Raw genomic sequence first — 24,225 nt, 5'->3', positions numbered from 1 at the left:
GCCTGCCAAGACCTTTGCGTGGAACCCTTACAACATGATCCGCAACACCTCTTTGGTGCTCGTGCTGAGCGCCACCTGCCACTGTGCCTGGGCGCAAGGCGCGCCTGTCGAACTGTCCGCCACCACTGTCGATGGCGAGCGTGAAGCGCCCAGCGGCGTGCAACTGGACACTCCGATCGCCACGGGCTCGCGCCTGGGCCTGACGGCGCGGGAAACCCCAGCCTCGGTGAGCGTCTCGGACCGCCGGGTGATCGAGCAGCGCGACGCCCGCGACACCCAGGAAGTGATCAACGCCATGACCGGCGTGAACGCCTCGGCCAACCCCGGCTACGGCGGCTTCGTCACCTACCGCGGCTTCACCCAGAACCAGGTGACCCAGCTCTACAACGGCATCAACCTGGGCTACAGCAGCGCCACCCGGCCGGTGGACGCCTGGGTGATCGACCGTGTCGAACTGCTCGGCGGGCCGTCGTCGTTCCTGCATGGCGCCGGCGCCGTGGGCGGCTCGATCAACTACATCAGCAAGCTGGCCAGCCGCGACCAGCAAATCGTCGACGGGCGTATCCGCTACGGCAGCTACGACGCCGCCGAATACGCCTTCGGCATCAACCAGGCGCTGGCCGACAACCCGGCCGACGCCCGCCACTTCGCCCGACTGGATTTCAGCCGCAGCCAGGGCAATGGCTATATCGATCGCAATGAGCGGCAGACCGACAGCCTGGCCTTTTCGCTACTCAGCGACCTGACCCCCGACCTGACTCACACCCTGGCGCTGGAGTACCAGGAGGACAAGGAAGACAGCCCCTACTGGGGCTCGCCGATCCTGCCGGGGCGCAGCACCATGAAGATCGACAAGAGCCGGCGCTTCGAGAACTACAACGTCGCCGACGGCCGTTACGAGCAGCGGGTGCGCTGGCTGCGTTCGATGCTCGACTACCAGGTCAGCGACAGCACCAGCCTGCATAACACCCTGTACCAGTACGAGGCCCAGCGCGACTACCGCAACCTGGAGCGCTACCGCTACAACAACGCGGGCAATGTGACGCGCTCCAGCCCCTACCTGCAGCGCCACCAGCAGAGCGTGCGGGGCAACCGCCTCGAGCTGCGCCACGACAACAGCCTGTTCGGCCTGGCCAGCCAGTGGTCGGCGGGGCTGGACTGGTCGCAGATGCGCCAGAGCCTGTACCCGAAATCGGGCAGCTGGAGCGACACGGTCAACCCGGACCACTTCGACCCCGGCAGCTTCTACGCCATCCCCGGCGTGAATACCGGGCTGAGCAAGCAACGCCGGCACGAAACCACCAACCGCGCGCTGTTCGCCGAGAACCGCCTGCAACTGACTGACCGCCTGGCACTGCTGACCGCCCTGCGGTATGACTACCTGGACATGCAGGTGACCAACTACGGCGCCGTCACGCCCACCGCGCCGGCCTACTTCGAACGCCGCTGGGAGCCGCTGTCCGGGCGGGCCGGCCTGACCTATGCGCTGACCCCGGCGGCCAGCGTCTATGTGCAGTACAGCACCGCCGCCGATTTGCCGGCAGGCTCCCTGGCGGCGGCGACCTACTCCAATGTCGGCCTGTTCGATTTGTCCAAGGGCGAGCAATGGGAAGCCGGCAGCAAGTTCGACTTCCTCGATGGGCGGGGTGCCGCGACGGTGGCGGTGTACCAGATCGTGCGCAAGGACTTTGCCGTGACCGATTCGAGCAACCCCAACCAGTCGGTGCAAGCCGGCCAGCAGACTTCGCGCGGCATCGAGCTGTCCGGGCGTTTGCAGGTCACGCCGAAGCTGTTGGCCGAGGCCAACTATGCCTACGTGCATGCGCGGTATGACGAGTTCAACGAGGCGGTGGCCGGCAAGTCGGTGTCCCGCGAGGGCAATGCGCCGGTCAACGTGCCGGCCAACGTTGGCAACCTGTGGCTGACCTACAGCTTCACCCCGGACTGGTCGGCGGGGGTGGATGCACGTTATGTCGATTCGGTGTATGCCGACAATGCCAACAGCCTGGAAGCGCCTGCCTATACCCTGTTCGGCGCCTTCGCCCGCTACCGGGTGGACGCGCATACCACGCTGACCGCGCGGGTGCGTAACTTGACCGATGAGGTGTATGCCAAGCAGGCGTACAACACCCAGTACTACATGGGGGATCCGAGGACGTTTGAGGTGGCGATGGATGTGCGGTTCTAGGTGTTCGGTCCCAGAGAGTCATGGTGCGCTGGCAACGATCACTTCAGGGAGGCATCACGATGACGACACGAAAACCACCGTCGGCAAGACCAAGTTCTACCAAGGCGAAGGGATGACCGACCCGCTGTTCTGTATCGAACCCGGCATCCCTTGCCAGCATGCCCGTGACCAGGCATCGGAGCTAATGGGCTGCGTACGCGACCTGACCATCACCGGGATCATGGAAGAGAAACCCCAACTGCTTTGGGCGTCGTATTACCTGAGCGCGCTGGCCAAGGCGTTGATGGATGATGCTGAGTTGGGGGTGAAGCACTGAGCGGGGCTGTGCCAGGGCGTCGGCGTGGTGGCGCCCTGGCAATTGCGTTGGGCGCTGCTCGCACCAAAAATGCCTGGGCTCGCCTCTGATCACTTGATACAGATGTCTCTAGGCACTGCACGAAAAGTAATGTCGTAAACACCGTCGCCAGCAAGCCAGCGTGACCATCGCAGCGAAGCTTTCCGCTAGCTTGCAATAGCGTGTACCCAAGCGGCGGTGCTCCTTCAACCAACCAAATAGCCGTTCGATAGCGTTCCGCTGCCGATACTTTGGCTTGTCAAACAGGCGCGGTAAGCCCGGCTTCGGCTTGCGCTTCATGTCACGCAGCGGAATCACCGGCTGCATCCGATAGCGGTCGCAGTATTGCCGCAAGGATTCTGCATCATAGCCTTTGTCGGCCAGGAGCCAGCGGCAGCGGCAGCGCTTGCGTGGCCTACCACGATTCGAAGGGATGTGGACACCGTCCAGCAGTTGCTGAGCATGGGAGATGTCGCTGGCGTTACCACCTGAGAGCGTGAAGTGGAGCGGGATGCCGCGGGCGTCACTGACCATGTGAATTTTCGTCGTCAACCCGCCCCGGCTTCGTCCAAGTGCGTGGTCCGTTGGTTCTTCAGCCCCCCTTTTTTGCCTGCTCCGGCAGAGGCACGGGTAGCCCTCACGGCTGTTGAGTCGATGCACCAGGTGGTCAAGTCAATCTGGCCCTGTGCATTGAGTTTGAGGTGTAACCGCTTGAGCATCTTGTTGAAGGTTCCTTGGTTTCGCCAGTCTCGAAATCGTTGATAGACCGTCGACCAAGGCCCGAATCGTTCAGGCATGTCCCGCCAGGTTGCACCAGAGCACAGCACCCACAACACGCCGTTGAGCATCAAGCGATCATCGACTCTTGGGCGTCCTGTACGTCGATGTGCGGTGAAGAGGTCCGCGACTATTTCCCATTCTGCGTCGGAAAGTTCGTATCGCTTGGACATGGCAGAATCCTTCGCCTAAAAAGCGAGAACTCTACGGAAAATCAGGCCTCCAGAGGCTCCGGTGAGGTTTCAAAGGTTTTCATACAGAACCTAGTTCTCCTAAAGCCTGACTTCTCTCCCAGCTTCGCCTGCTCGATGCTTTTCGAAAATTCGTTCAGAGCAGCAAAATAAATCTACTCCAGTAGCTTCGTTACCTTAACCCACCAACATATAACTCTTCGAAAACAACATTATCATCCAAATCAGAGAAATGATTAAAATCGTCAATGTTATCTGGCATGCCGTAGTAAATCAGATAATTTCGATCCACAACCAAATAGCCATTTACCAACTCCTGCCTTTTGGAGACACTTTTTAGCTCCCCAGCAGTTATTCCTGGAAAAAGCCGCCCATCAAAGTTTCCGCTATATGGAGGCTTGCACCACAAGGAAGATATTTTTCCGTCATCCTTGGCTACAAATGAAACTACCCCTCCACTTACTTCATAGTGCACGAACCTAACACCAAAATTCTCAAATTCGAAAATTCTCACATCAAAGGTATCAGCGATGCAATAAAAAACCTCTTCTGCACAATCACCTAAGGAAACCCCACCAATCGACCTGCCAGGAACTATATCGGAGTCCAAACTAAATACATTATTCTTTTTCATTGTCCACGAACTGACTATTGCCCATCAGTCTCCTCGTTAGATCGCCTATTGAGTAGGAATGCGCTCTTCAGTCGATATCGCCTAAGCTCCGTGGCCCTTCGGCCCCGTCTAAGCAGAGATTAGAGTGAACAAATAAATGCGCCCCTGCCCCTCTCCAAATCTTCTATTTAACCTCCAACACCTCGACAGCCTTGCCAATAACATAGCAATCGCTACGCCGTCTAATGGCATCCAGCGTTATCGGAATATCCAAAAAATCACAACCAAACGCTATGCAGTAGCCTCCTACTCCAGTGGGCGAATACATGACCTTTTCGGCGATCTCATTACTGCGCCCGCCCAAAAAATCTGATCGAACCTCCAAAGCATCGAAGATCTTTAATTCAACCCTGCACTTTCCAGCCAAGCCGTTTAAAAATTGACTTTCCAAGCCAATTATAATATTCAACTTACCAGAACTTTGGCTCTCATATCTAAAAGACCTTATGCGTCCTCCCTGAAAACCGTGGCACCCATCAAAAAAACTCAAAACATCTTTGAACAACATATCACCCCCAAACCTCTCCACACTACCTCACACCACTCATACACACTCCACAACTTCAACCGACCGCCCAACCACATAGCAAAAACTGTACCTCCGAATATTTTCAATAGACATCGAGTCAAGACCAAAATCTCCACTCACCTCCAGACACAACTCCTCTCCAAGGTCTACAAGTTTAACTTTCGAATTAACAACAACCGGAATTACTGTCGAACGCACTTCGCTCACACCCCGAACCCATATTTCTACACCCCTCCAAACATTACCTTCCAAATTATAATTTCGCGCATACAACTCAAGCCTTATAGAACAGGCGCCATCATCCGAAAAAACATACTCAAACGCTTTCAACACCCCATCATCAAAGCCATAGTACTCATCAAAAACTTTCTGCACGTCATTTGAAGCCATACCTAATCCATAATTTTTTCGATGGCTGCGTGCCCGGTGGAGTTACGCAAAAAAAGGCGACAAAGAAAGTGGACGGATTTATTACCACCAATCAAAATAGGTAAAATAAATCCGCCCCCATTTTACTAAACACCTAAAGTACAAGCTCAACCAAAAACACATCAATCGGCCGCTATCGCACCATCTGTATACTCAATGACATACCAGTTAACTGCTATAAGAAAGTCACCATCTTCATTTGACACAAAGTACTCCATTCCATAACTATCCTCCATCAACCTTGATATATCCCTAACATCATCAACCACCACAACAACATTTTTATTTGATGCATTTTGTTCAAAAAATATCCAGCCCGCCCCAGGTTTAACTGATGAGAAAAATACAAACTCGTTTTCGTCAGTCGGCAACTTAGCGGTGCCCTCACCAATACTCAAGTGCCCAGCCCTCTTCCAGGGCTTGTATTTTTCCAACACAAACGATGTGTATTTTTCTGCTATAACCTCGTCAACTAGGTGCGCTTTAACCCCTAATCGACCTGCAGCACTCAATAGTTCATCAGCATGACAAAACTTATGAGTCGTCATCTTTGAAGTCACATTGCCGACACCTTAGAAAAGGGGACAAATATATTTTTCCCACTCTAATTTCAAGCCGCCCTGCTTCGCCTGCCCGATAAATTTCCCGGCAACTCGATTAGAGCAAAAACAAACCTGTTCCACTTTATCGTTCAGGCCTGCTCAAACTCATCTTTTTTCAGTTGCCGTCGCGTAAAACTCACCACCCTCAAAATTCTCATCAACACTGAAATTGATACAAGACCACCCAAACACTACTCATCTCGATTCCGCCCGAATAGAGAACAAACCCAAAAGCCCCCACCCCATCAACTAGCCAACAGTAGCCCCCTTAATATATTTTTTGCGCGCAACTCAATTCCACCTTATATCAATGTATGGAGTCACCCCCTCTACACTCACGTACTCAGATTCGCAACAAATCGACGCATCAAGTTCCTCAATAGAAATAGAGGCACTGCCAGGTGAACTATTAATTTTTGGAGTGCAGCAAAAATTTACCCTGACCAAATTCGACCTAAACTTTTTCACCCCTCCAAAATTCAACGTAACACTCATAGCATTATACCCTTGACCCTTCCACTTATCGGGGCACTTATCTGGAATCCCTTTAATCAAGAACGAGAAATACACCGAAGAGCTGTCATGAAATTTAAACCCAACCAGCTCGGCACCCTCCATATTTAAAACACCACCGAACATATGATCAACTTTAACTTTATTCAACGAATGCTTTAGCCACATAAATATACCTTAAGAAAAATATAGCACCCATGAAATCCTCGCACATACCCAGCATTTAGAATCTCTCCTCTTTCATAAGCCGGCCGCATATTGAAATGATCGTAGTTGTAATCGCTTGGATCAGCTTACCGTTCCAGGATAGGGAGGACTGGGTCTCGCTCCCTCGACCAAGCGGGTAGCGCACTCAGCCGTCACCACGGAGAACTTGCTCAATCATTTTCTTTGATTTCGTGCTTTTATCCTGTCGCCCAAGAATTTCTAATCCAAGCGCAATACCCTCTCGCCCCTGAGCAGTAGAGGTGTGGAATAAATTTTTAAAAAAATCAAATGCTTTTTGTGTTTCGTAGCAGCGAGCAACCAAGTCCCCAACATGCCAGCAGGTCTCTAAATTATTGTAATTCGAATAGTGAGCCACTATGGCGTGCAACGCACCTTCCTTTTGATTATCAGATATTGCATACATACAAACTTGAAAATTCAGAAAAAATATATGCATACCCTGCTTATTATAAAGCTCGGAATCAGAAAAAATGTCGAGCCAAAGACCAAAACAGGAATCTGGAATGTTTTCATAATGAGAAATCAAGTCATCGAATTTTTTCGCCTCGTCCAATATTTTTTTAGCGCCACCTTTTCCTGATATTTTGAAAAGTTCGCTCTTAATGGACGCCAAATCTCTTGATGCCTTCATAGAAACCTCTTAAAAAACCGAGGCATGCATGACTGGGGAATTAGCGAATTTCAATGCTTTAGACCTTTAATTCATGCAAGTAGGACTCTAACATTTGAACCAGCTCGCTCTGAGAATAGTAAAACTCCTCTCCTGCACTCATACCTTGCATAAGATCTATTATTTCGTCCAATTTTAGATCACCATACCTGTAGGCCTGATAATCCAAAGCACTTTTAAACGCCCAATCAGCACAACGCTCAGGACTGTAAGGGTTTTCTCTTGCGACCAATAGCAACTGCTCAACAAATGCAATTTTGTTCTCAAGAACATTCATTAGCGCTACCTAAAACTCGATCTAATTTCCTTGCAATCTAGGGTAGCCAATCCCTTACCATTATCCGACTTAGCTGATGAATAATGAGGGGCATTTACAACATCACCATCGAGCATCTTGGGTTCAACCTCATTGAGTCCACCTTGATGATCATAGGTCTCCTCTGAAACTCGTACCTGACCTGTACTGGGATTGTATTCTGCAACATGCGAGCGCCTCGGATTGGCCCTTGTGTTCCTGCCAGTGCTTCTTCTTTATTTTCTGAGTTCAACAATCCATCTATCCAGATCCTCTTCAGTATACAGATACTCCCGTTCATTGGCGGGCAGATCGACTGCCCCTAATATCTTCAGATACTCGATCACGGAGTCACTTATCTTTAGATGATCATCATCAAAGATCTCAAAAGCCCACTCCGCAACTTCTCTTCTTTGCACCACTCCGGTAAGTAGACTTAAAATTTTCTCAATAACCTCAGTACGTGTCGGTTCAGCTCTCACCTTTACTTCCTAGCTAAATATTTTCCATTCTTGCCAAAAAAAAGCCTATTGAATCGGACTGCGCTCTTCAGCCCATATCGCCCAAGCTCCGTGGCCCTTTGGCCCCGCCTAAGCAGAGATTAGAGTAAAAATCCGTTTCCTGTCCCTTCCCAAATTTTTCTATTTAACCTCCAACACCTCAACAGCCTTGCCAATAACATAGCAATCACTACGCCGTCTAATGGCATCCAGCGTCATTGGAATGTCCAAAAAATCACAACCAAACGCTATGCAGTAGCCTCCTACTCCGGAGGGCGAAAAAATGACCTTTTCGGCGATATCATTACTGCGCCCGCCCAAAAAATCTGATCGAACCTCCAAAGCATCGAAGATTTTTAATTCAACCCTACACTTTCCAGGCAAGCCGTTTAAAAATTGGCTTTCCAATCCAATTATAATATTCAACCTACCAGAGCTTTGGCTCTCATATCTAAAAGATCTTATGCGTCCTCCCTGAAAACCGTGGCATCCATCAAAAAAACTCACAACATCTTTGAACAACATATCACCCTCAAACCTTTCCACACTACTTCAGACCACTTATACACACTCCACAACTTCAACCGACCGCCCAATTACATAGCAAAAACTGTACCTCCGAATATTTTCAATAGACATCGAGTCAAGACCAAAATCTCCATTCACCTCCAGACACAATTCCCCTCCAAGGTCTACAAGTTTAACTTTCGAATTAACAACAACCGGAATCACTGTCGCACGCACTTCACTCACGCCCCGAACCAATATTTTTACATTTCTCCAAACATCATTTTCTAAACTATAATTTCGCGCATACAACTCAAGCCTTACAGAACAGGTGTCATCATCCGAGAAAATATACTCAAACGCCTTCAATACCCCGTAATCAAAGCCATAGTATTCATCAAGAACCTTCTGCACGTCATTTGAAGCCATTCCTACTCCATAATTTTTCGATGGCTACGTGCCCGTTGGAGTTACGCTAAAAAAGGTGCCCAAGAAGGGGGATAGATTTATTTCCCATACTCTAATTTCAAGCCACACTGGTTCGTATGCTCGATGCATTTCTTGGGAACTCGATCAGACCATGAACAATAAATATTTCCCCTTTACCCCTCAGCAATAGGCTATCCCCGGTAATTAACCCCGAGACAGGCTTTATCTCATAGCGATGAATTTTCAATTCATCAGAAATCCATTGTAACCAACCACAACTTCTCAGTAAGGATTATGATCAACTGATCATTCATATAGTGATTTCCGACATCGCCCAGTGCACCCACCAAGGCGATGATATTGCCGGCCACAGCCTTGGAATGTTCGAGGGTCACGAAACAGGCGCTGGTTGTCCGCAGCTTGATCTCGAACTCCTCCGCGCCTCGGCTAACATTCTCGCTCTGGACCTCAGCGCGGGTGACGTAAATGACTCGCCTAAACTCAGTGAGTCGCGCTAGTCAGCGTAGAGAGAGCAAAACATTCAAGAACTCTGCTCGAATCTATTCCCAGGTGCTGCAAACAAGCATCTTCATAAGAAATGAACTCATCATCCGCAATACTATTGAGATACTTATCAATAATCCTAAAGTCCACCTCGGGAGGAATATCAACAGGGAATAGTGAAAACTCCGAGCTAACAGAGCATACCCCTCCCCGCTCGGCTATCGCCTGGACAACTTCTAATTTACGGCGTTTTTCTTCTACATAAACCCTGAGAGTAGAGTGCCCGCCCTGTATGACCACCTCACTTACCACATACTCACCGCTTATATTCTCAACCTTGACCACATCCCCTTTACTTACACCATAAACATAATAAGGAACGTTATCCACCTTATATTGATTTACCCCAACTCTCTCACCCCAAATGGCCTCCGTGGAGACAGGAGGATAACCGTCCTCATCCGGGATCAGTTTAAAAATTAGCTTTTCATACGCATTCATTTGACACCCCAAATTTTAGCGCTGCACGCCCATTCTGTTCATTAATTTGAAATTATCTTTTGGCGTATCCGAAAAATCGCGATTGCACTTCCTGCACAGAATTTGAACATTACCTTCGCCATTATCACCACCTTTGGAGTCCGGTTCGATATGATCGAACTGCCTTTCATTGGTAGGTGGGGTCACTCCTCGCTGGCTCTTTTTACCTGGAACAACATCTGTTAAGCAATGCTCGCACTTCTCCGTGCCATGGTGCTGACGGTTCTCATTGGCAACCTTAGTCTTGACACCTTTGCTGATCCTAGCCAAACCGAGCGGGTCATACCACTCAATCGGATTAGAAGCGTAGATATAGAGATTCAATCCTCCCGCATAGCTGATAGGATCTTTGCTGATGAAACGTCCCGCAACCGGTTCATAGTAGCGATATCGGTTGTAATGCAATCCCGTCTCGTGATCGTGGTATTGCCCCTGGAAACGGAACGGATTGCCCAAGCCGTGCTGTTTGGCCCAGTCCGAGCGCTCTTCCCGGACTTCACCCCACACCTTGTACTGCCCCGCCCAAGCGATGTTGCCCTGCTCATCGGTCAGTTCCATGGGTGTACCGAGATGGTCGCATTGGTACCAAGCGATCGCTTCGAACGGCTGCGGCTTCACCTCGGTGTGCCACAACGTATCCTGATCGAAGTCATACTCGCGCTGGCTCCAGTCCGGTTGCTTGTGCAGGCGGATCGGGCTCTTGCGCAGGGCTTGGGCGACCGGAACAAAGCTGCCCGGCTCGTACAGATAGTGCACGGTGCGACCAGTATCGCCTTCATCTCGCGGCGGTGAGCTTTCCCATGCCAGGGTGTCGCCATCCCAACCGAACAAGGTAAAGCCGCAGCCCAACTCGCGTTGGCGTTTGGCCCTTTCCAACTGGTTCCAGCCAGTACCCGCTTCCGGTCGATCCCAGAAATGCGCCACCGAATGCTTGTGCAGGCGCCTGCCCAGGGCGTCATAGCTGTAGTCGACCTTGAGCTTGTCGTCGTTGTAGCTGGCCAGACGGTCGAACAGGTCCCAGGTGAAGTGGGCGTGGGCGCCGTTGTGCAGTCGGTGGATCAGGTTGCCGCGTTCGTCGTAGCGGTAATGGGTCCCGGCATACTCGCGCAGCAAGTTGTCCATCAGCTTGTTGCGACGCGGGTCCGCTTCAAGCGGGCGGTTCAGTTCCTGGGTTTTCTGATCCAGCAGGTTACCGGCCGGGTCAAAGGCGAAGGTTTCCACGCCGAGGCGGCTGGTCGCTTGCAACAGGCGACCGACTGGATCGTATTGATACTCCAACTGACCACGACGAGTGTCATGGATATTGGTCAACTGCCCCGCAGCGTCATAACGGTACTGACGCTTGAGCAACGTGGACTGGCCGTCATGGCTGCCCAGCAGTTGCTCTTGCAAACGCCCGGCCGGATCCCAGGCCTGGGTCTGCATCAGCTTATTACCCTGGTGCCGCACCACTTCGCGGTGCAATTCATCGCGCTCGTAGGCCAGCATCTCGTGTTGGTCGAGGGTCATGCCGAGCAGGTGGCCGCTGCCGTAAGTCAGCCAGCTGACCTTGTGACCGTCCGGGCGGATGGTGGCGGTGCGCTGGTTGAGCGCGTCGTACTCGTGCTGCCACACCGCGACCATCGGCGTGCCGGTGGCCAAGTAGTGTTGGTGCTCGCGGGTCAGGTTGCCCGCCTCGTCGAAGAACCATTGCAGCTTGCTGGCAGCGTTCACCGCCTGAACCAGTTGACCATTGCCGTCGTAGGCGAAGGTTTCGCGCTGGCTTTGATCGCCCAGGCGGGCGGTACGCTCGCGCAATCGGCCCATGCGGTCGAAGGTCAGGTCGATACGACGTTGACCGACCTGGGTGCTCGCCAACCGACCACTGTACGGGTCGTACTGGTAGCGGGTGACCAGACCATCGAAACCGGTCTCTTGCAGCAGCCGGCCGACTGGGTCGTAGAGGAAGTTGGCCTTGCTTACGTTTTCGTTTTCCAGCCCGATCAAGCGACCGAGCTTGTCCCAGCGGTAGCGCAAGGTATGTTCTGCGGCATCGACGCGCTCGGCCAGCAGGCCGGCAGCGTTGTAGGCCCAGGTGGTGCAGCGGTCGAGGGCATCGACATGCGCCAACAGGCGGCCTTCAGCGTCACGCTCGAAGCGATCTTCGGTCTTGTCCGGGTGGGTAACCTTGACCAGTTGCCCGGTTTGGTATTCGTAGACGGTCTTGTTACCCGCTGCATCGGCGAACTCGGTCAACTGGCCAAAGGCGTTATACGTCCACTGGCTCGTCTTGCCGGAGCAGTCGGTGTATTCGAGCAACTGCCCGGCATCGTTGTAGGCAACCTTCTTCTCGTTACCGAGCGCGTCCTTGATCGCCTTGACCAACCCGGCCGAGGTGTAGGCGAACTCGGTCTTGTTGCCCAGCGGATCGACTGCTTCGACCAGGTTGCCGCGCTCGTCATAGCCGCGTAGCCAAAGCCCCCCTTCGGCGTCGCTGATCTTGGTCAACTGGTTCTGATCGTCGTAGGCGTAATGCTCGACGCTGTGATCCGGACGGATGTGCTTGAGCAGGTTGCTGCGCTCATCGTAGACGTAGCGGTCCTGGCTGCCATCTGGGTGAACGTGGCGGATGACATTCTTACGCACGTCACGGAACAGCCATTCATCCCGACCGTCCGGGTACTTGATGCGGTAGGTGTAACCCTGCTGGTCGTAGTAGTGCCAGGTCTCCTGGCCATGGGCGTCGGTGACATAGGTCAGGCGGATGCGCTCATCCCATTCCAGACGCGTCTCATAGCTGCCGTCGTCGGCCCACTCGCGGATGGCCTTGGCGTGTGGGCCGCTGCCATCCCATTCGAGGTTGATGCCACGATTGGTGCGGTCGGTGTAGCGGGTGACCAAGTGGTGCTGGTACTGATAGCGCCAAGCGGCACCGTGTTCATCCTGTGCAGCGATCAGGTCGCCCTGGTCATCGTAATGGTAGGCGCACAGTTGACGTAAAGGCTTGCCATCGACTACCTGCCACAGTCCCTGGAGGTGGCCATGGTCATCGAGCAAGGTGCCCAATTGCAGGTGCACCTTGGTCGGGTCGTCGTCCTGATAGGTGTTGATGTCCGACAGCACCGGCCGGTCGTGATGGCGGTGCTCGTAGTGCAGCATCGCCCCCGCGCCACTGCGCAACTGGATGTGCGTCAGGTAGAAGCGGTCACCATGGCGGGCGTAGGTCTCGCGACGGTCCAAGCCACGCAGCAGCACCAATTGCTGCTCAGCGGTACGCACCAGGGTGAAGTATTCGACTGCATCATGGTGTGGCTTGCCCTGCTTAGGCAGCGGGTAGTCATGGCTACGGCCATCGTAGTCGTGGAACACCACACCTTGGTCGAGCACGTCGATGCAGGTGGTGAACTCGGTGAGCCAGCGGGCGCCGAGGCTGCCGTCATCCAGCTTGTCCAATCGTGAGTTGTAGGTCCGCGTCCACTCGACCGGGAACGGACCGGGCAAGCTGAAGTCGGTGTGCGATAGCGTTTCGCTGCCGAGGGCGAAGTTAATCTGCAGCTGCGTGCCAGCTGGCGCCTTGTTCTTGCAGCAACTCGGCGCGCCGGTTGCAGGCACTTGCGTAGTAATCGACTCGGTACGCCCTTCGGCCCCCTGCACCTTCGCTTCAGTGGTCTTGTTCTGCTTGACCACCGTGTCCTTGCCCTTGGGATTGCGCGCATGCCAGATCACACTGCTGTTGTGCAGGATGCGCCGCATGTTCTCGATCGAGTTCGGGTTGGCCGCACTGGACAGGCTCAGCAGCTTGCCGCTCATCTGCGGCCCAAGGGTGCGGAACTGCTTGGTGTAGGTGAGCACTTCCTGCTGCACCCGAGTGGGCACGGCGTTGCTCATCAGCGTATTGGCCGCGCCCTTGCCCATCGCCGCATAGGCATTGCTCAGCGCGCCAAAGGCGTTTTCGAAGGCCACCGATGGGTCGGACTTCCAGGTTTCGCTGACCTTCTGCGCCAGTTGCGCGGCCTTGTCGAGGTCGCCCTTGCTGTCGAGCTTGCCGAGGATGATCGCGTCGATGGCGTCGGCGGTGTTGTTGATCAGCTTTTCGCCGGTCTTGGCAGCTTCGGTGAGGATCGGGGTGAGCTGGCCTTCGGCGTCGGCGAGGAACTTGTCCAGCTCGCCGAGCAGGTCGGCGTTAAGGTGGCCGACGATGATCTCGACCAGCGCGTCGCCGAGGATCTCTTTGCGCTCTTGGCGGGCCAGGGTCAGCATCGGCCGCAGCCCTTTGCGCGCGGCAGCCATGGTCGGCGGGGCGGGGATCACGCCAATCAGGTTGATGCCTAGGCTCACCCAATCCCACGGGTCGGGCTCCTTGGCCGAGGCCAGGTTGACGATATCGCCCACCGCATCCACCAGGGCGATGATGTTGCCGATCACCGGCAGCACCTCGGCGGTGTCCTTGAGCCGTTCGAGGTTGACGTACCCGCCGCTGATCTCGCGCAGCCAGGCATCGAACACGGCGGCGCCGCGGCTGACGTCGGCCATGCCGATCTGGTCGAGGGGGACGACCGCCGCCTGGGCTGGACGTGATTTTTCAGAGGTATCGGCGGTCATGACATCAGTTCACTTGGCAGAAGATCGGTGACGGTGTTCAGGCTCGGGGCCTTGAAAGCGGGGAGCTTGGGCAGTGCCGGCAGCTTGGGCAGGCTTGGCAGGCTGGCCATGGCGCTGGAGGCGGCCGGCAGCGCCGAGCTGGCGGTGCTGGCCAGCTGCGGCAGGCCGGCGACGCCGCCTTTCAATGCGCCCTGTACCTGTTGCGTGGTCTGCATGGCGCCCTGGCCGGTCTTGAGCAGGCTCATGCCGCTCTTGGCCGCGTCCATGCCGCTGCCGGCCAGTTGCTTGGCCTTGTCGAACAGGCCGCCCTCGCCCTTGGGCAGCGGCAGCTTCTCGACCAGCGACTCCAGCTGGCTCGACAGGCTGTTGGGGTCTGGGGCCTGAACCGGCCACTCGACCTCGCCGATGTAGCTGCTCGGCGCCCAGGGTGGCGAGGGATCGCGGCCGAAGTTGACCCAGGCGGGCCCCGGCGCGGCACCGGACACGGCCTTGAACCCCTGCCCGTCCAGCGTGCCCTTGAGCACCGTGCCCAGGGCATCGGTGACTTCGTAGTCGCCAGCCTTGATGCCTTTGGTGTTGGCGTACAGGTTGAACAGCTCCAGCGCGCCCTTGCCCGGCTTGGGTGGTTCGGGGAAGGTGCCGGCCATGCTCGCCGCGCCGATATGGGCGAACTGCGCGGCCTTGGCGGTGTAGTTGGCGCTGGTGACGTGGGTGATGCCACCGGCGTTGTAAGTAGTGGCGCTGCCGCCGCCCTGCACCACCAGCTCGGTCTTGGCCTTGAGCAGGATGCGGTCGGCGTTGACGGTGATGTCGAGCTTGGCCAGCAGGTTGATGCTGTCCTTCAGGGCGCGGATGTCGATGTCGCCGGAGGCCGTGACCAGCTTCCAGCCCAGGCTCTGCACGAAGAAACGCATGCCCTGGCTGGCGCTGGCCAGCAGGCGTTTGCCGACGGACATGCTGGTATGGCCGGTGCTGCTCAGGGCCAGGTGGCTGCCGCTGGTGAGGTGGTTGGGGCCGGGGGTGGTCAGGGCGATGCCGGCGGGGCTCGACACCACCAGGTGCGGTTGGGTGAATTCGGCGAATTCGTTTTTCGTCAGGTCTCCCGGGCCGCTGCCGAGGATGCCTTGGTGCTGCTTGTGCAGGTCCTTGGCCACGGTGTCCTGGTCGCCCGGTTCCTGGGCCTGCATCTGCTTGGCCAGTTCGGCGAGGCTGTCCTGCTGGTCGCTGGCGGTAGCCAGGCGTTCGGCGGTTTCGGGCAGGTCCTTGTGGTGCTTGGCTTCGTTGGCGCGGGGCTCGGTGGTGAGCAGCAGGCCGCCGGCAGCGCGGATGGCGCCATGGCGGTCGGTGCGCAGTTCGAAACCTTCACCACGCGGGGCGCCGCCGGAGGGGCGCGGGTGGGTGAGGTAACCGAGGTTCAGCGCACTGGCGCCGTGGTCGCTGCGCAGGGCGATGCTGATTTCGCTGGTGGTGTCGTCGATGCGCAGTTCGTTGCCGCGGCTGCCCTTGTATTCCTTGCTCTTGATGGTGGCCAGGGTTTTCAGATCGGGCAGCTTGTAGTGCGGCATGTTCACGCCGTGGTACAGGCAGCCGGTCACCAGCGGTTGGTCGGGGTCGCCTTCGAGGAAGCTGACCAATACCTCCATGCCCACTCGCGGCAATTGCAGCCCGGCGATGCCCTGCCCGGCCCAACTGCTGGCCACGCGCATCCACACGCTGGACTTGTCGTCAGCCTGGCCTTCGCGGTCCCAGAAGAACTGCACCTTGATGCGGCCGTACTCGTCGCAGTAGATCTCTTCGCCGGCCGGGCCGCTGACCACGGCGCGCTGGGTGCCGAGCACCTTGGGCTTGGGATGCAGCAGCGGCGGGCGGAACGGTTGCTGCCACGGGGTCACCACGAAGAAGTTGCGGTAGCCCTGCTGGAAACCGTCGTACTTGGCATCGACGTCGCTGGTGATGGCTTCTTCCAGTACCTGCGGTTGGCGGCCCTGGTGGCGCACGTCGGTGAGCAGCCACAGGTCATTCCACTGGGCGTTGGGGTGGCTGGCCAGGGTCAGGAAGTGCCCGCTGGCGAGCAGCGGCTGGTCGCTGTCGCCGCTGGCCTGCTGGTAGTCGCTGCGGTGGCGTTCCAGGGCGCGGTTGGCCAGGTGCTTGCCGCGCGGACGGTCGAGGAAGCGGCCGGGGTAGTCGTAGTCTTCCAGGGCCGGTTCGTCGAGGCTGTCGGCGGCGCCTTCGAGCTGGATCAGCGGCTTCTTGAAGTCGTAATCGCGGCGGGTGACGCTGCTGGTGCGGGTTTCCACGCGCAGGCCGAAGCGCTTGATCATCGGCGTGTCGGCCACCAGCCCGGCATCCTGCTGGTAGGCCACCGGGGCCAGCTTGCGGAACACGGTCTGGTCGTCACCGAACACCAGTTGGTGGCCCTCGGCGCTGTGGCGGAAGTGGTAGTGGATGCCTTCTTCTTCACACAACCGCTGGATGAACTGCAGGTTGGACTCGTCGTACTGCACGCAGTACTCGCGCTCGGGGTACGTCGCGCCCAACTGGAATTGGTAGGCGTTGGCGAGGATGCCATGCTCCTCGAGCACCTGGGCGATGATTGCCTGCACGGTCTTGTGCTGGAACATGCGCTGGTTGATGCGGTGGGCCAGGTACGCCAGCTGCGGGCGCAGCGTGACCTGGTAGCGGGTCAGGCGCTTGCCTGCCTCGCCTTGCGCGGCGCGGTAGATCAGGCCATGCAGGCCTCGACCATCGTCGCCGAGCTGAAGGAACGCGGGCTTGTGCAGCAGGCTCTCCAGGTTCAGCGAGGGGTGCTCGCTGACCAGCTCCAGGTCGATGGCGTAGGGTTGGCTGATGGCTTCCGTGCCGTCGAAGGCGAGGACCTGGAAGTCATGCTCCAGGCCATCGATGTGCAAGCTGAAGTGGGTCTGGTTCGCGGCGGCAAACATCCTTGTCCCTCATGTTGCGAAAATTCGGTGGCAAAACGACCGCAGCCCGCTGCGCGAACGCGGCGGGCTGCGGTGGGTCCAGGCTTAGCCTGCGACCGGCGCGCGCCAGTCGTCGGAACCGGAAGTACCGGACACTTCGTGGGTCCAGGTGATCTTGCGGTAGGTGAAGTGCACGTCTTCCAGGTGGGTGAAGTGAGCGTTGCTCGGGTCCTGGCAGTTGTGCATGTAGTCCTTGATGTCGACGATGATCGCGTCTTCCAGGACGGTGGTGTAGTAGTGCTCCTGAGTGCCCTGGGCCGAGGTGCGGTACCACTTGATCTCGATCTTGGTCATGCGCTCGCCCGAGGTCAGGGCAGCCAGCAGCAGCGGCGAAGCCTTGTCGAAGACCTTGGTGATTTTGACTGGTTTGTGCACGCGCTGACCGGTCGGCTGGCCGGACTGCGGGTCACGCGGGATGATCACTTCGTGCTCGAAGCCCTGGACCATCACCTGGTCTTCGTGGCCTTCCTGGTAGGTGTTGCCCACCGAGTCGGCGGTGAACGCGCCAGCGGTGATCAGGCCTTGTTTTTCGCCAGTGACGGACATGTAGGCGGGAGTTGCCATGCGTGTTGCTCTCCATGCGTTGAGAAAGTCACCCGATGGCAGAAAGTTGCCGAACGGGGGATGCGCATCCATACAAAATCTGCGCCAGTGAATTTTTATTTATATAAATCAATGTTTTACATGACAATGCCATTCGTTTGGATGGGTTTTTCAGCGATCGACATTCAAAAGTTGCGCAACTTCTTGCGCAGTGCTGGCAAAAAGTTGCGCACTTGGCTGAAGAGCCCGTGCCGTAAGGGCTGCAGCGCTTCAGATGGCATTTTTTGACTGACCAAGTGCGCAACTTCTTGCGCAGTTGAACCTGAGGTCAAATATGCCGAGTCGCCGAGGGAGAAACGATACCGAAGCGGTACTAGAGGAAGGAGTCAGGCGCTTCCCAGTCAAAAAGAAGGATTGTTCTGACAACGAAGCTGCAAAAAACCTACAAATGACAGGGCCGAATAAACACCGCAATGGCCCCCATGCAATCCCAACCCAGGTTCACGGCAGGCAATCGAACCGCCGCCCCCAGGCACTGCGGTCAAAACAGATATCCCAATGTCGCCCTCAAAGCAGCACCCCGTGCACACCCCTTGTCTACTGGCCTGACAACAACGACGGCGCACCCGACTGCGCCGCATTAGCCCAGGCTGCCAAGACCATCGGAGAGCACATCCATGTCCATCCCCCATGAGGTCCCGCCCGCCACCCTGCGCCGGGTGATCGCCGCCTCGGCCATCGGCAACTTCGTCGAATGGTTCGACTTCGCCGTGTACGGGTTTCTCGCCACACTGATCGCCACCCAGTTCTTCGCCAGCCAAGACCCCAGCATCGCCCTGCTCAAGACCTTCGCCGTGTTCGCCGTGGCCTTCGCCCTGCGCCCGCTGGGCGGCATCGTGTTCGGGGCCCTCGGCGATCGCCTGGGGCGCAAACGCATCCTGTCGCTGACCATCCTGCTGATGGCCGGCTCCACCACCCTGATCGGGTTGTTGCCGACCTACGCCAGCATCGGCGTGTTGGCTCCGGCCCTGCTCACGCTTGCTCGCTGCCTGCAGGGCTTCTCCGCCGGGGGCGAATACGCAGGCGCCTGCGCATACCTGATGGAACACTCGCCGCAGGACAAGCGAGCGTTCTACGGCAGTTTCGTGCCAGTCTCGACCTTCTCCGCCTTTGCCTGCGCGGCGCTGATCGCCTATGGCCTGGAGGCCAGCCTGTCGGCCGAGGCGATGAACAGCTGGGGTTGGCGGGTGCCCTTCCTGATTGCCGCGCCGTTGGGGCTGGTGGGCTTGTACCTGCGCTGGCGCATGGAGGAAACCCCGGCATTCCGCCAGGCCATGGCCGAGGGCAAGCAACACAGTCACTCGCCGCTGGGCGACACCCTGCGCCACCATGGCCGCACCATCCGCAACCTGGGTGCGTTCATCTCGCTGACGGCGCTGTCGTTCTACATGTTCACCACCTACTTCGCCACTTACCTGCAGACCGTCGGCCAGCTCAGCCGTGCCCAGGCGCTGCTGGTGACTACCGTTGCCCTGCTGTTCGCCGCCGTCGGCTGCCCGCTGGCCGGGGCTTTCTGTGACCGGGTCGGGCGCCGGCGTACCATCGGCTTTACCTGCATCTGGGTGATGGTGGCCGTGTTTCCGGCCTACTGGCTGGCCAGTTCCGGCTCGATGTCGGGGGCCTTGCTGGGGGTGATCCTGCTCGCCGTGGGCGCGCTGATGAGCGGCGTGGTTACCGCTGCGCTGCTGTCCGAATGCTTCCCCACCCGCAGCCGCTACACCGCCTCGGCGATCACCTACAACGTCGCCTACACCTTGTTCGGCGGCACGGCGCCGCTGGTGGCGACCTGGTTGATCGAGCAGAGTGGCAGTCGCTTGGCGCCAGCCTTCTATCTGGTGGCGATTGCAATGTTGGCGTTGATCGGTGGGTCGGCGCTGCCGGAGACGTCGCGCATCTCGCTGCATGACCCACAAGAGTCGCCAACGCCCTCTGCGCATGACCATCAAGCCACGCTCTGAAACCAAGCCCTGGTGAGCTGGAGGACAGGGCTACCTGGCGTCATTCGAAGATGGTGTCGATCAAGGCCCTTGAGATAGGATCCAATCTTTCCGATATCCAGGTGCCACCATGTACGACGTGCTTCATCCGTTGCGCAATGAAATGATCAACCATCATGAGTATGTCCAGCTCGCGGCCGACCAGGGCTACCAGCGCCCCAACGATTACCTGGGTGGCAGGTGCCCTGTGTGCAAGGGGCGGATGGATGCGCGGGCCGGGCATAACCATGCCGATGGGCATTTCTATCATGTCGCCGATCAGAACTGCCCGACCAAACAACCCAACGCCCGTCCCTACTTGGGCAAGCCTCCCTCGCGAGTCGACCCCGAGCAGGTACGCCTCAATCGCGAGTTTGCACAGACCCATTTGGACCATTACTGGAACAAGCTCACCGAGTTGGTGCCTTTTCTGGACTTTGCCGAATTCATAACCGTACTCGAAGAAGCCAAACGGCTGAATGTCTATGCCTACGTCGGCCTGGACCCGAAGCTGCTGCCGTATGTGTACGCCACACTCATCAACTATCTCCCCAGTAAAAGTTACAACAAAGCCCGCAAACTGAAGTTCTGTTTCTTCTTCGATGCCCGAATCCAGCACTTCGAGGACCTCTGGATCAACCGAGGGCATGACCGTTGGCTCTCACGTGTGTCCTACGACGGCTCCCAGACCCGCAGGGTGAACCGCTTCGAGTTGACCGACGATTATCTGCAACAGGTTGCCCCGCCACTGTCCCCAGCTCGCAAGAAATGGGCGTTGGCGGTTTGCTGAACGATCTGCGTGGCATTCAGCCCGAGCGGCTGGCAACTTTCATCTGAACCAAGGGAGTACAGCAATGCCCCAGGAACTGCATGGCATACCCGACGCTTTGCGCATCGAGCTGGACGACTTCATCCACAACAATGATTTCCCAGCGTTATACGTGGCTTACAACTGGGGTAGTGATAACTTTTCCAGCGGTTTCCCCGAGATTCTCGCGCTCGAACTCGACTTTGCCCCAGTCGCGTTCAACCAGTTGTCCATCAATCAAGTGCGCCGTGTTGCGCAATGGGGCTCACTGCCCGGCTGGAGGAATGTGAGCGGCGAAATCAGCAGCACCGGAGGCGCCGCGCTGACCAAGGACAGTCCCGCCGAAATGCTGATTGCCTGCATGAAGCCATTGAAAGGCATAGGCCCCACCTACCAGAGCAAACTACTGCGATTCGCTTACCCTGACCGATTCGGTGCCATTGATACCCGCATCGTACGAGTATTCGGCGAAGGCGATTGCGCTTCAAAACAGCATGCCTGGTTGAGCCTGCGCGCCGACAACCTGAACAACCGCTGGGGGATACCAGCACAACAGAAACACTGGCCCTCGGATTTCACACTGTGGACGGCAATACTTCGTTATATCGCCAACCGCATCCTTGAGGCATGCCCCCACCCTCAGACATTCATCGATGCAGGTCTTCGCAAGGCCGGTACCTGGACATGTGCCGATGTGGAGATGGCGCTATTCAGCTTCGCCAGCCAGCACATAGCTGGGCACTTTCCTGCCAATGGACCTCAGAAAGTGACGCCATGCAGATCCTTGGAGACCTAATAACATTGAGACACAATGGATGAGTTGATCCGCAACGGGGGCGCCAAGCGCCCCCGAGCATTGAAGTGTCACTTCAAATCAAAACGATCCAGTTCCATCACCTTGGACCAGGCCGCGACGAAGTCCCTGACGAACTTGTCCTGGCCATCGCTGCTGCCATACACCTCGCTCAAGGCGCGCAGCTGGGCGTGGGAACCGAACACCAGGTCAACCCGGCTACCGGTCCACTTCACCTGGCCGGTCTTGCGATCACGGCCTTCGAAGCGCTCGTTGTCCGCCGAGGTCGGCTTCCACTCCACGCCCATGTCCAGCAGGTTGCGGAAGAAGTCGTTGCTCAGCACCCCGGGCTTGTCGGTGAACACCCCGTCCTTGCTGCCGCCATGGTTGGCGCCGAGCACGCGCAGGCCGCCAATCAGCACGGTCAGTTCGGGCGCGGTGAGGGTCAGCAGCTGGGCCTTGTCCAGCAGCAGTTTCTCGGCCTTGACGCTGTAGCGGTCCTTGCTGAAGTTACGGAAGCCATCGGCCAGCGGTTCGAGTACGGCGAACGACTCGACGTCGGTCTGCTCCTGCGAGGCATCCACACGCCCTGGGCGGAACGGCACGCTGATGCCGGAGGCTTTCTCCACGGCCGCATTGCCGGCCAGCACGATCAGGTCGGCCAGGGAGATCTTGTTGCCGCCCTCGCTGCGGATTTTCTCCAGCGCCGTCAGCACCTTGTCCAGGCCCTGGTTGGCCTTCCAGTCCTTCTGCGGTGCCAGGCGCAGGCGCGCACCGTTGGCGCCACCGCGCTTGTCCGAGCCACGGAAGGTCGACGCCGAGGCCCAGGCAGCGGACACCAACTCGCCAACGCTCAGCCCCGAGGCCAGCACCTTGGCCTTGAGCGCGGCGATATCAGCGTTGCTGGGCTGAGGGCCGGCCTTGGGCAGCGGGTCTTGCCACAGCAGCTCTTCGTTGGGCATCTCCGGGCCGAGGTAGCGCGCCAGCGGGCCCATGTCGCGGTGGATCAGTTTGTACCAGGCGCGGGCGAAGGCGTCGGCGAGCTGATCGGGGTTGTCCTTGAAGCGCCGGGCGATGGGTTCGTAGATCGGGTCGAAGCGCAACGCCAGGTCGGAGGTGAGCATCGAGGGGGCGCGCCGTTTGGCGGGGTCGTGGGCATCCGGCACGGTGTTGGCGCCCTTGCCATCCTTCGGTCGCCATTGGTGGGCGCCGGCCGGGCTCTTGGTCAGTTCCCAGTCGAAGTTGAACAGGTTGTTCAGGTATTCGTTGCTCCACTGGGTCGGGGTGGAGGTCCAGGTCACTTCCAGGCCGCTGGTGATGGTGTCGCCGCCCTTGCCGGTGCCGAACTTGTTGCTCCAGCCCAGGCCTTGCAGCTCCAGCCCGGCGGCTTCCGGTTCAGGCCCGACATTGTCGGCAGGGCCGGCGCCGTGGGTTTTGCCGAAGGCGTGGCCGCCGGCGATCAGCGCCACGGTCTCTTCGTCATTCATGGCCATGCGGCCGAAGGTCTCGCGGATATCCTTGCCCGAAGCGACCGGGTCGGGGTTGCCTTCCGGGCCTTCCGGGTTGACGTAGATCAGGCCCATCTGCACAGCCGCCAGCGGGTTTTCCAGGTTGCGCTCGGCCGACAGGTCGCGATTCTGCTCCTCGCCATGCTTGGCCGGCTCCGCCACCAGGTCGCCCTGCCCTGGCGGCTGGGCCTTGACCTGCTCCTTGCCATAGCGGGTATCGCCCCCCAGCCAGACCTTTTCCGAACCCCAGTACACGTCTTCGTCCGGCTCCCACACATCGGCGCGCCCGCCGGAGAAGCCGAAGGTTTTAAAGCCCATGGATTCCAGGGCGACGTTGCCGGTGAGCACGATCAGGTCGGCCCAGGAGATCTTGTTGCCGTACTTCTGCTTGATCGGCCACAGCAGGCGCCGGGCCTTGTCCAGGCTGACGTTGTCCGGCCAGCTGTTGAGCGGGGCGAAGCGTTGCTGGCCGGAGCCGGCGCCACCGCGGCCATCGCCGATGCGGTAGGTGCCGGCGCTGTGCCAGGCCATGCGGATGAACAGCGGGCCATAGTGGCCGAAGTCGGCGGGCCACCAGTCCTGGGAGTCGGTCATCAAGGCGGTCAGGTCCCTTTTCAGGGCCTGGAAGTCGAGGCTCTTGAACGCCTTGGCGTAGTCGAAGTCCGGGTCGGGGCTGGACTTGGACGAGTGTTGATGGAGGATCCTGAGATTGAGCTGGTCAGGCCACCAGTCTCGGTTGCTGGTGCCGCCACCAGCGGTTTGATGGAACGGGCATTTCGATTCGTTCGACATCTGCTTCTACCTTTGGGTCGGGTCGTTTCAGATTCCGGGCGCGTTTCCAGACGCAATGCCAGGTGTTCGATCAGCCGAGCCAAGGGCTCGTGCCTACCCCTCATCAGGTGTGGTCGGTCTGCGCCGACATGGGCTCGCGGGGTGGCGTGACGGCGCTGGCAAGGGGGTTGCCGGCGGCCACGCGGGCACCCGCCGCGACGGCTTTTCGCGGGGCCACGGGAAAGACTAGCCGAGCTTGGGCAGAGGTCTAATAGAAGCGCTATTGAGGGCTGAT

At 57.6% G+C, this 24,225-nt stretch carries 21 protein-coding genes; 5 read left to right on the top strand and 16 right to left on the bottom strand.

Annotated features, from left to right (window positions below):
* Nucleotides 1-34 precede the first annotated feature (34 nt).
* Both LOY51_RS11155 and LOY51_RS11150 read left to right on the top strand, forming a co-directional pair.
* Nucleotides 35-2,188: a TonB-dependent receptor gene (locus LOY51_RS11155; RefSeq protein WP_258646193.1), complete on the top strand. Its 2,154-nt coding sequence runs from the start codon at nt 35-37 to the stop codon at nt 2,186-2,188.
* Nucleotides 2,189-2,225: 37 nt separating this feature from the next.
* Nucleotides 2,226-2,504, top strand: coding sequence for a DUF3077 domain-containing protein (locus tag LOY51_RS11150; protein ID WP_258646627.1), 279 nt, complete (start codon nt 2,226-2,228; stop codon nt 2,502-2,504).
* Between the two features lie 108 nt (nt 2,505-2,612).
* Here LOY51_RS11150 and LOY51_RS11145 read toward each other — a convergent pair.
* The 15 genes from LOY51_RS11145 to LOY51_RS11080 form a co-directional block, all read right to left on the bottom strand.
* A protein-coding gene (locus LOY51_RS11145; RefSeq protein WP_258646191.1) for an IS5 family transposase occupies nt 2,613-3,472 on the bottom strand; the annotation gives its coding sequence in 2 pieces (ribosomal slippage) (nt 2,613-3,128 and nt 3,131-3,472; 858 coding nt in all).
* A gap of 190 nt (nt 3,473-3,662) precedes the next feature.
* Complete coding sequence (locus LOY51_RS11140) at nt 3,663-4,124, bottom strand: hypothetical protein (RefSeq protein ID WP_258646189.1); 462 nt, start codon at nt 4,122-4,124, stop codon at nt 3,663-3,665.
* A gap of 163 nt (nt 4,125-4,287) precedes the next feature.
* A complete protein-coding gene (locus LOY51_RS11135; RefSeq protein ID WP_258646187.1) occupies nt 4,288-4,671 on the bottom strand; it encodes a hypothetical protein in 384 nt (127 codons plus the stop codon).
* A gap of 36 nt (nt 4,672-4,707) precedes the next feature.
* The gene (locus LOY51_RS11130) at nt 4,708-5,082 is read right to left on the bottom strand and encodes a hypothetical protein (protein ID WP_258646186.1); all 375 of its coding nucleotides are present in this window, start codon (nt 5,080-5,082) and stop codon (nt 4,708-4,710) included.
* Between the two features lie 161 nt (nt 5,083-5,243).
* Nucleotides 5,244-5,681 carry a hypothetical protein gene (locus LOY51_RS11125; protein ID WP_258646184.1) on the bottom strand — a complete coding sequence of 146 codons (438 nt, stop codon included), beginning with the start codon at nt 5,679-5,681 and terminating at the stop codon, nt 5,244-5,246.
* A 333-nt stretch (nt 5,682-6,014) separates the two neighbouring features.
* Complete coding sequence (locus LOY51_RS27120; RefSeq protein ID WP_374046923.1) at nt 6,015-6,404, bottom strand: Imm50 family immunity protein; 390 nt, start codon at nt 6,402-6,404, stop codon at nt 6,015-6,017.
* Nucleotides 6,405-6,588: 184 nt separating this feature from the next.
* Entirely contained in the window at nt 6,589-7,095 is a 507-nt protein-coding gene (locus LOY51_RS11120; RefSeq protein ID WP_258646181.1) for a hypothetical protein, read from the bottom strand.
* Between the two features lie 58 nt (nt 7,096-7,153).
* Nucleotides 7,154-7,411, bottom strand: coding sequence for a hypothetical protein (locus LOY51_RS11115; RefSeq protein WP_258646179.1), 258 nt, complete (start codon nt 7,409-7,411; stop codon nt 7,154-7,156).
* 254 nt (nt 7,412-7,665) lie between these two features.
* On the bottom strand, nt 7,666-7,911 hold the full coding sequence (locus LOY51_RS11110; protein ID WP_258646177.1) for a YxzC family protein: 246 nt from the start codon (nt 7,909-7,911) through the stop codon (nt 7,666-7,668).
* A gap of 159 nt (nt 7,912-8,070) precedes the next feature.
* On the bottom strand, nt 8,071-8,454 hold the full coding sequence (locus LOY51_RS11105; protein WP_258646176.1) for a hypothetical protein: 384 nt from the start codon (nt 8,452-8,454) through the stop codon (nt 8,071-8,073).
* A gap of 36 nt (nt 8,455-8,490) precedes the next feature.
* Entirely contained in the window at nt 8,491-8,865 is a 375-nt protein-coding gene (locus LOY51_RS11100) for a hypothetical protein (protein ID WP_258646175.1), read from the bottom strand.
* Between the two features lie 501 nt (nt 8,866-9,366).
* On the bottom strand, nt 9,367-9,870 hold the full coding sequence (locus tag LOY51_RS11095; RefSeq protein WP_258646174.1) for a DUF4265 domain-containing protein: 504 nt from the start codon (nt 9,868-9,870) through the stop codon (nt 9,367-9,369).
* Between the two features lie 15 nt (nt 9,871-9,885).
* Nucleotides 9,886-14,490 (bottom strand): RHS repeat-associated core domain-containing protein, encoded by a 4,605-nt coding sequence (locus tag LOY51_RS11090; protein WP_258646173.1) that lies wholly within the window; start codon nt 14,488-14,490, stop codon nt 9,886-9,888.
* The gene (locus LOY51_RS11085; RefSeq protein WP_258646172.1) at nt 14,487-17,432 is read right to left on the bottom strand and encodes a type VI secretion system Vgr family protein; all 2,946 of its coding nucleotides are present in this window, start codon (nt 17,430-17,432) and stop codon (nt 14,487-14,489) included. Before LOY51_RS11085 ends, LOY51_RS11090 begins: the two co-directional genes overlap by 4 nt.
* An 84-nt stretch (nt 17,433-17,516) precedes the next feature.
* Nucleotides 17,517-18,035 (bottom strand): Hcp family type VI secretion system effector, encoded by a 519-nt coding sequence (locus LOY51_RS11080; RefSeq protein ID WP_125462404.1) that lies wholly within the window; start codon nt 18,033-18,035, stop codon nt 17,517-17,519.
* A gap of 656 nt (nt 18,036-18,691) precedes the next feature.
* On the opposite strand from LOY51_RS11080, the gene LOY51_RS11075 reads away from it, so the two are divergent.
* The 3 genes from LOY51_RS11075 (at nt 18,692) to LOY51_RS11065 (ending at nt 21,654) form a co-directional block, all read left to right on the top strand.
* Nucleotides 18,692-20,032 carry an MFS transporter gene (locus LOY51_RS11075; RefSeq protein WP_258646171.1) on the top strand — a complete coding sequence of 447 codons (1,341 nt, stop codon included), beginning with the start codon at nt 18,692-18,694 and terminating at the stop codon, nt 20,030-20,032.
* Nucleotides 20,033-20,141: 109 nt separating this feature from the next.
* Nucleotides 20,142-20,840 (top strand): hypothetical protein, encoded by a 699-nt coding sequence (locus LOY51_RS11070; protein ID WP_125463675.1) that lies wholly within the window; start codon nt 20,142-20,144, stop codon nt 20,838-20,840.
* A 64-nt stretch (nt 20,841-20,904) separates the two neighbouring features.
* Nucleotides 20,905-21,654 (top strand): hypothetical protein, encoded by a 750-nt coding sequence (locus LOY51_RS11065; RefSeq protein WP_125463674.1) that lies wholly within the window; start codon nt 20,905-20,907, stop codon nt 21,652-21,654.
* A gap of 68 nt (nt 21,655-21,722) precedes the next feature.
* Here the strand turns inward: LOY51_RS11065 and katG are convergent, their stop codons facing one another.
* Nucleotides 21,723-23,951: a catalase/peroxidase HPI gene (katG, locus tag LOY51_RS11060; RefSeq protein ID WP_258646170.1), complete on the bottom strand. Its 2,229-nt coding sequence runs from the start codon at nt 23,949-23,951 to the stop codon at nt 21,723-21,725.
* Between the last annotated feature and the right edge of the window lie 274 nt (nt 23,952-24,225).

Source organism: Pseudomonas sichuanensis (assembly GCF_024749065.1).
In the GTDB taxonomy this organism is placed as follows: domain Bacteria; phylum Pseudomonadota; class Gammaproteobacteria; order Pseudomonadales; family Pseudomonadaceae; genus Aquipseudomonas; species Aquipseudomonas sichuanensis.
This window is presented reverse-complemented; position numbering and strand designations above follow the sequence as displayed.

Excerpts from the sequence above, each read along its gene's own strand:
- LOY51_RS11080 (WP_125462404.1), bottom strand. The coding sequence starts at position 18,035 with ATGGCAACTCCCGCCTACATGTCCGTCACTGGCGAAAAACAAGGCCTG.
- LOY51_RS11105 (WP_258646176.1), bottom strand. The coding sequence starts at position 8,454 with ATGTTGTTCAAAGATGTTGTGAGTTTTTTTGATGGATGCCACGGTTTT.
- LOY51_RS11100 (WP_258646175.1), bottom strand. The coding sequence starts at position 8,865 with ATGGCTTCAAATGACGTGCAGAAGGTTCTTGATGAATACTATGGCTTT.
- LOY51_RS11155 (WP_258646193.1), top strand. The coding sequence starts at position 35 with ATGATCCGCAACACCTCTTTGGTGCTCGTGCTGAGCGCCACCTGCCAC.
- LOY51_RS11120 (WP_258646181.1), bottom strand. The coding sequence starts at position 7,095 with ATGAAGGCATCAAGAGATTTGGCGTCCATTAAGAGCGAACTTTTCAAA.
- LOY51_RS11090 (WP_258646173.1), bottom strand. The coding sequence starts at position 14,490 with ATGACCGCCGATACCTCTGAAAAATCACGTCCAGCCCAGGCGGCGGTC.
- LOY51_RS11075 (WP_258646171.1), top strand. The coding sequence starts at position 18,692 with ATGTCCATCCCCCATGAGGTCCCGCCCGCCACCCTGCGCCGGGTGATC.
- LOY51_RS27120 (WP_374046923.1), bottom strand. The coding sequence starts at position 6,404 with ATGTGGCTAAAGCATTCGTTGAATAAAGTTAAAGTTGATCATATGTTC.
- LOY51_RS11135 (WP_258646187.1), bottom strand. The coding sequence starts at position 4,671 with ATGTTGTTCAAAGATGTTTTGAGTTTTTTTGATGGGTGCCACGGTTTT.
- LOY51_RS11070 (WP_125463675.1), top strand. The coding sequence starts at position 20,142 with ATGTACGACGTGCTTCATCCGTTGCGCAATGAAATGATCAACCATCAT.
- LOY51_RS11095 (WP_258646174.1), bottom strand. The coding sequence starts at position 9,870 with ATGAATGCGTATGAAAAGCTAATTTTTAAACTGATCCCGGATGAGGAC.
- LOY51_RS11140 (WP_258646189.1), bottom strand. The coding sequence starts at position 4,124 with ATGAAAAAGAATAATGTATTTAGTTTGGACTCCGATATAGTTCCTGGC.
- LOY51_RS11115 (WP_258646179.1), bottom strand. The coding sequence starts at position 7,411 with ATGAATGTTCTTGAGAACAAAATTGCATTTGTTGAGCAGTTGCTATTG.
- LOY51_RS11065 (WP_125463674.1), top strand. The coding sequence starts at position 20,905 with ATGCCCCAGGAACTGCATGGCATACCCGACGCTTTGCGCATCGAGCTG.
- LOY51_RS11085 (WP_258646172.1), bottom strand. The coding sequence starts at position 17,432 with ATGTTTGCCGCCGCGAACCAGACCCACTTCAGCTTGCACATCGATGGC.
- LOY51_RS11130 (WP_258646186.1), bottom strand. The coding sequence starts at position 5,082 with ATGGCTTCAAATGACGTGCAGAAAGTTTTTGATGAGTACTATGGCTTT.
- katG (WP_258646170.1), bottom strand. The coding sequence starts at position 23,951 with ATGTCGAACGAATCGAAATGCCCGTTCCATCAAACCGCTGGTGGCGGC.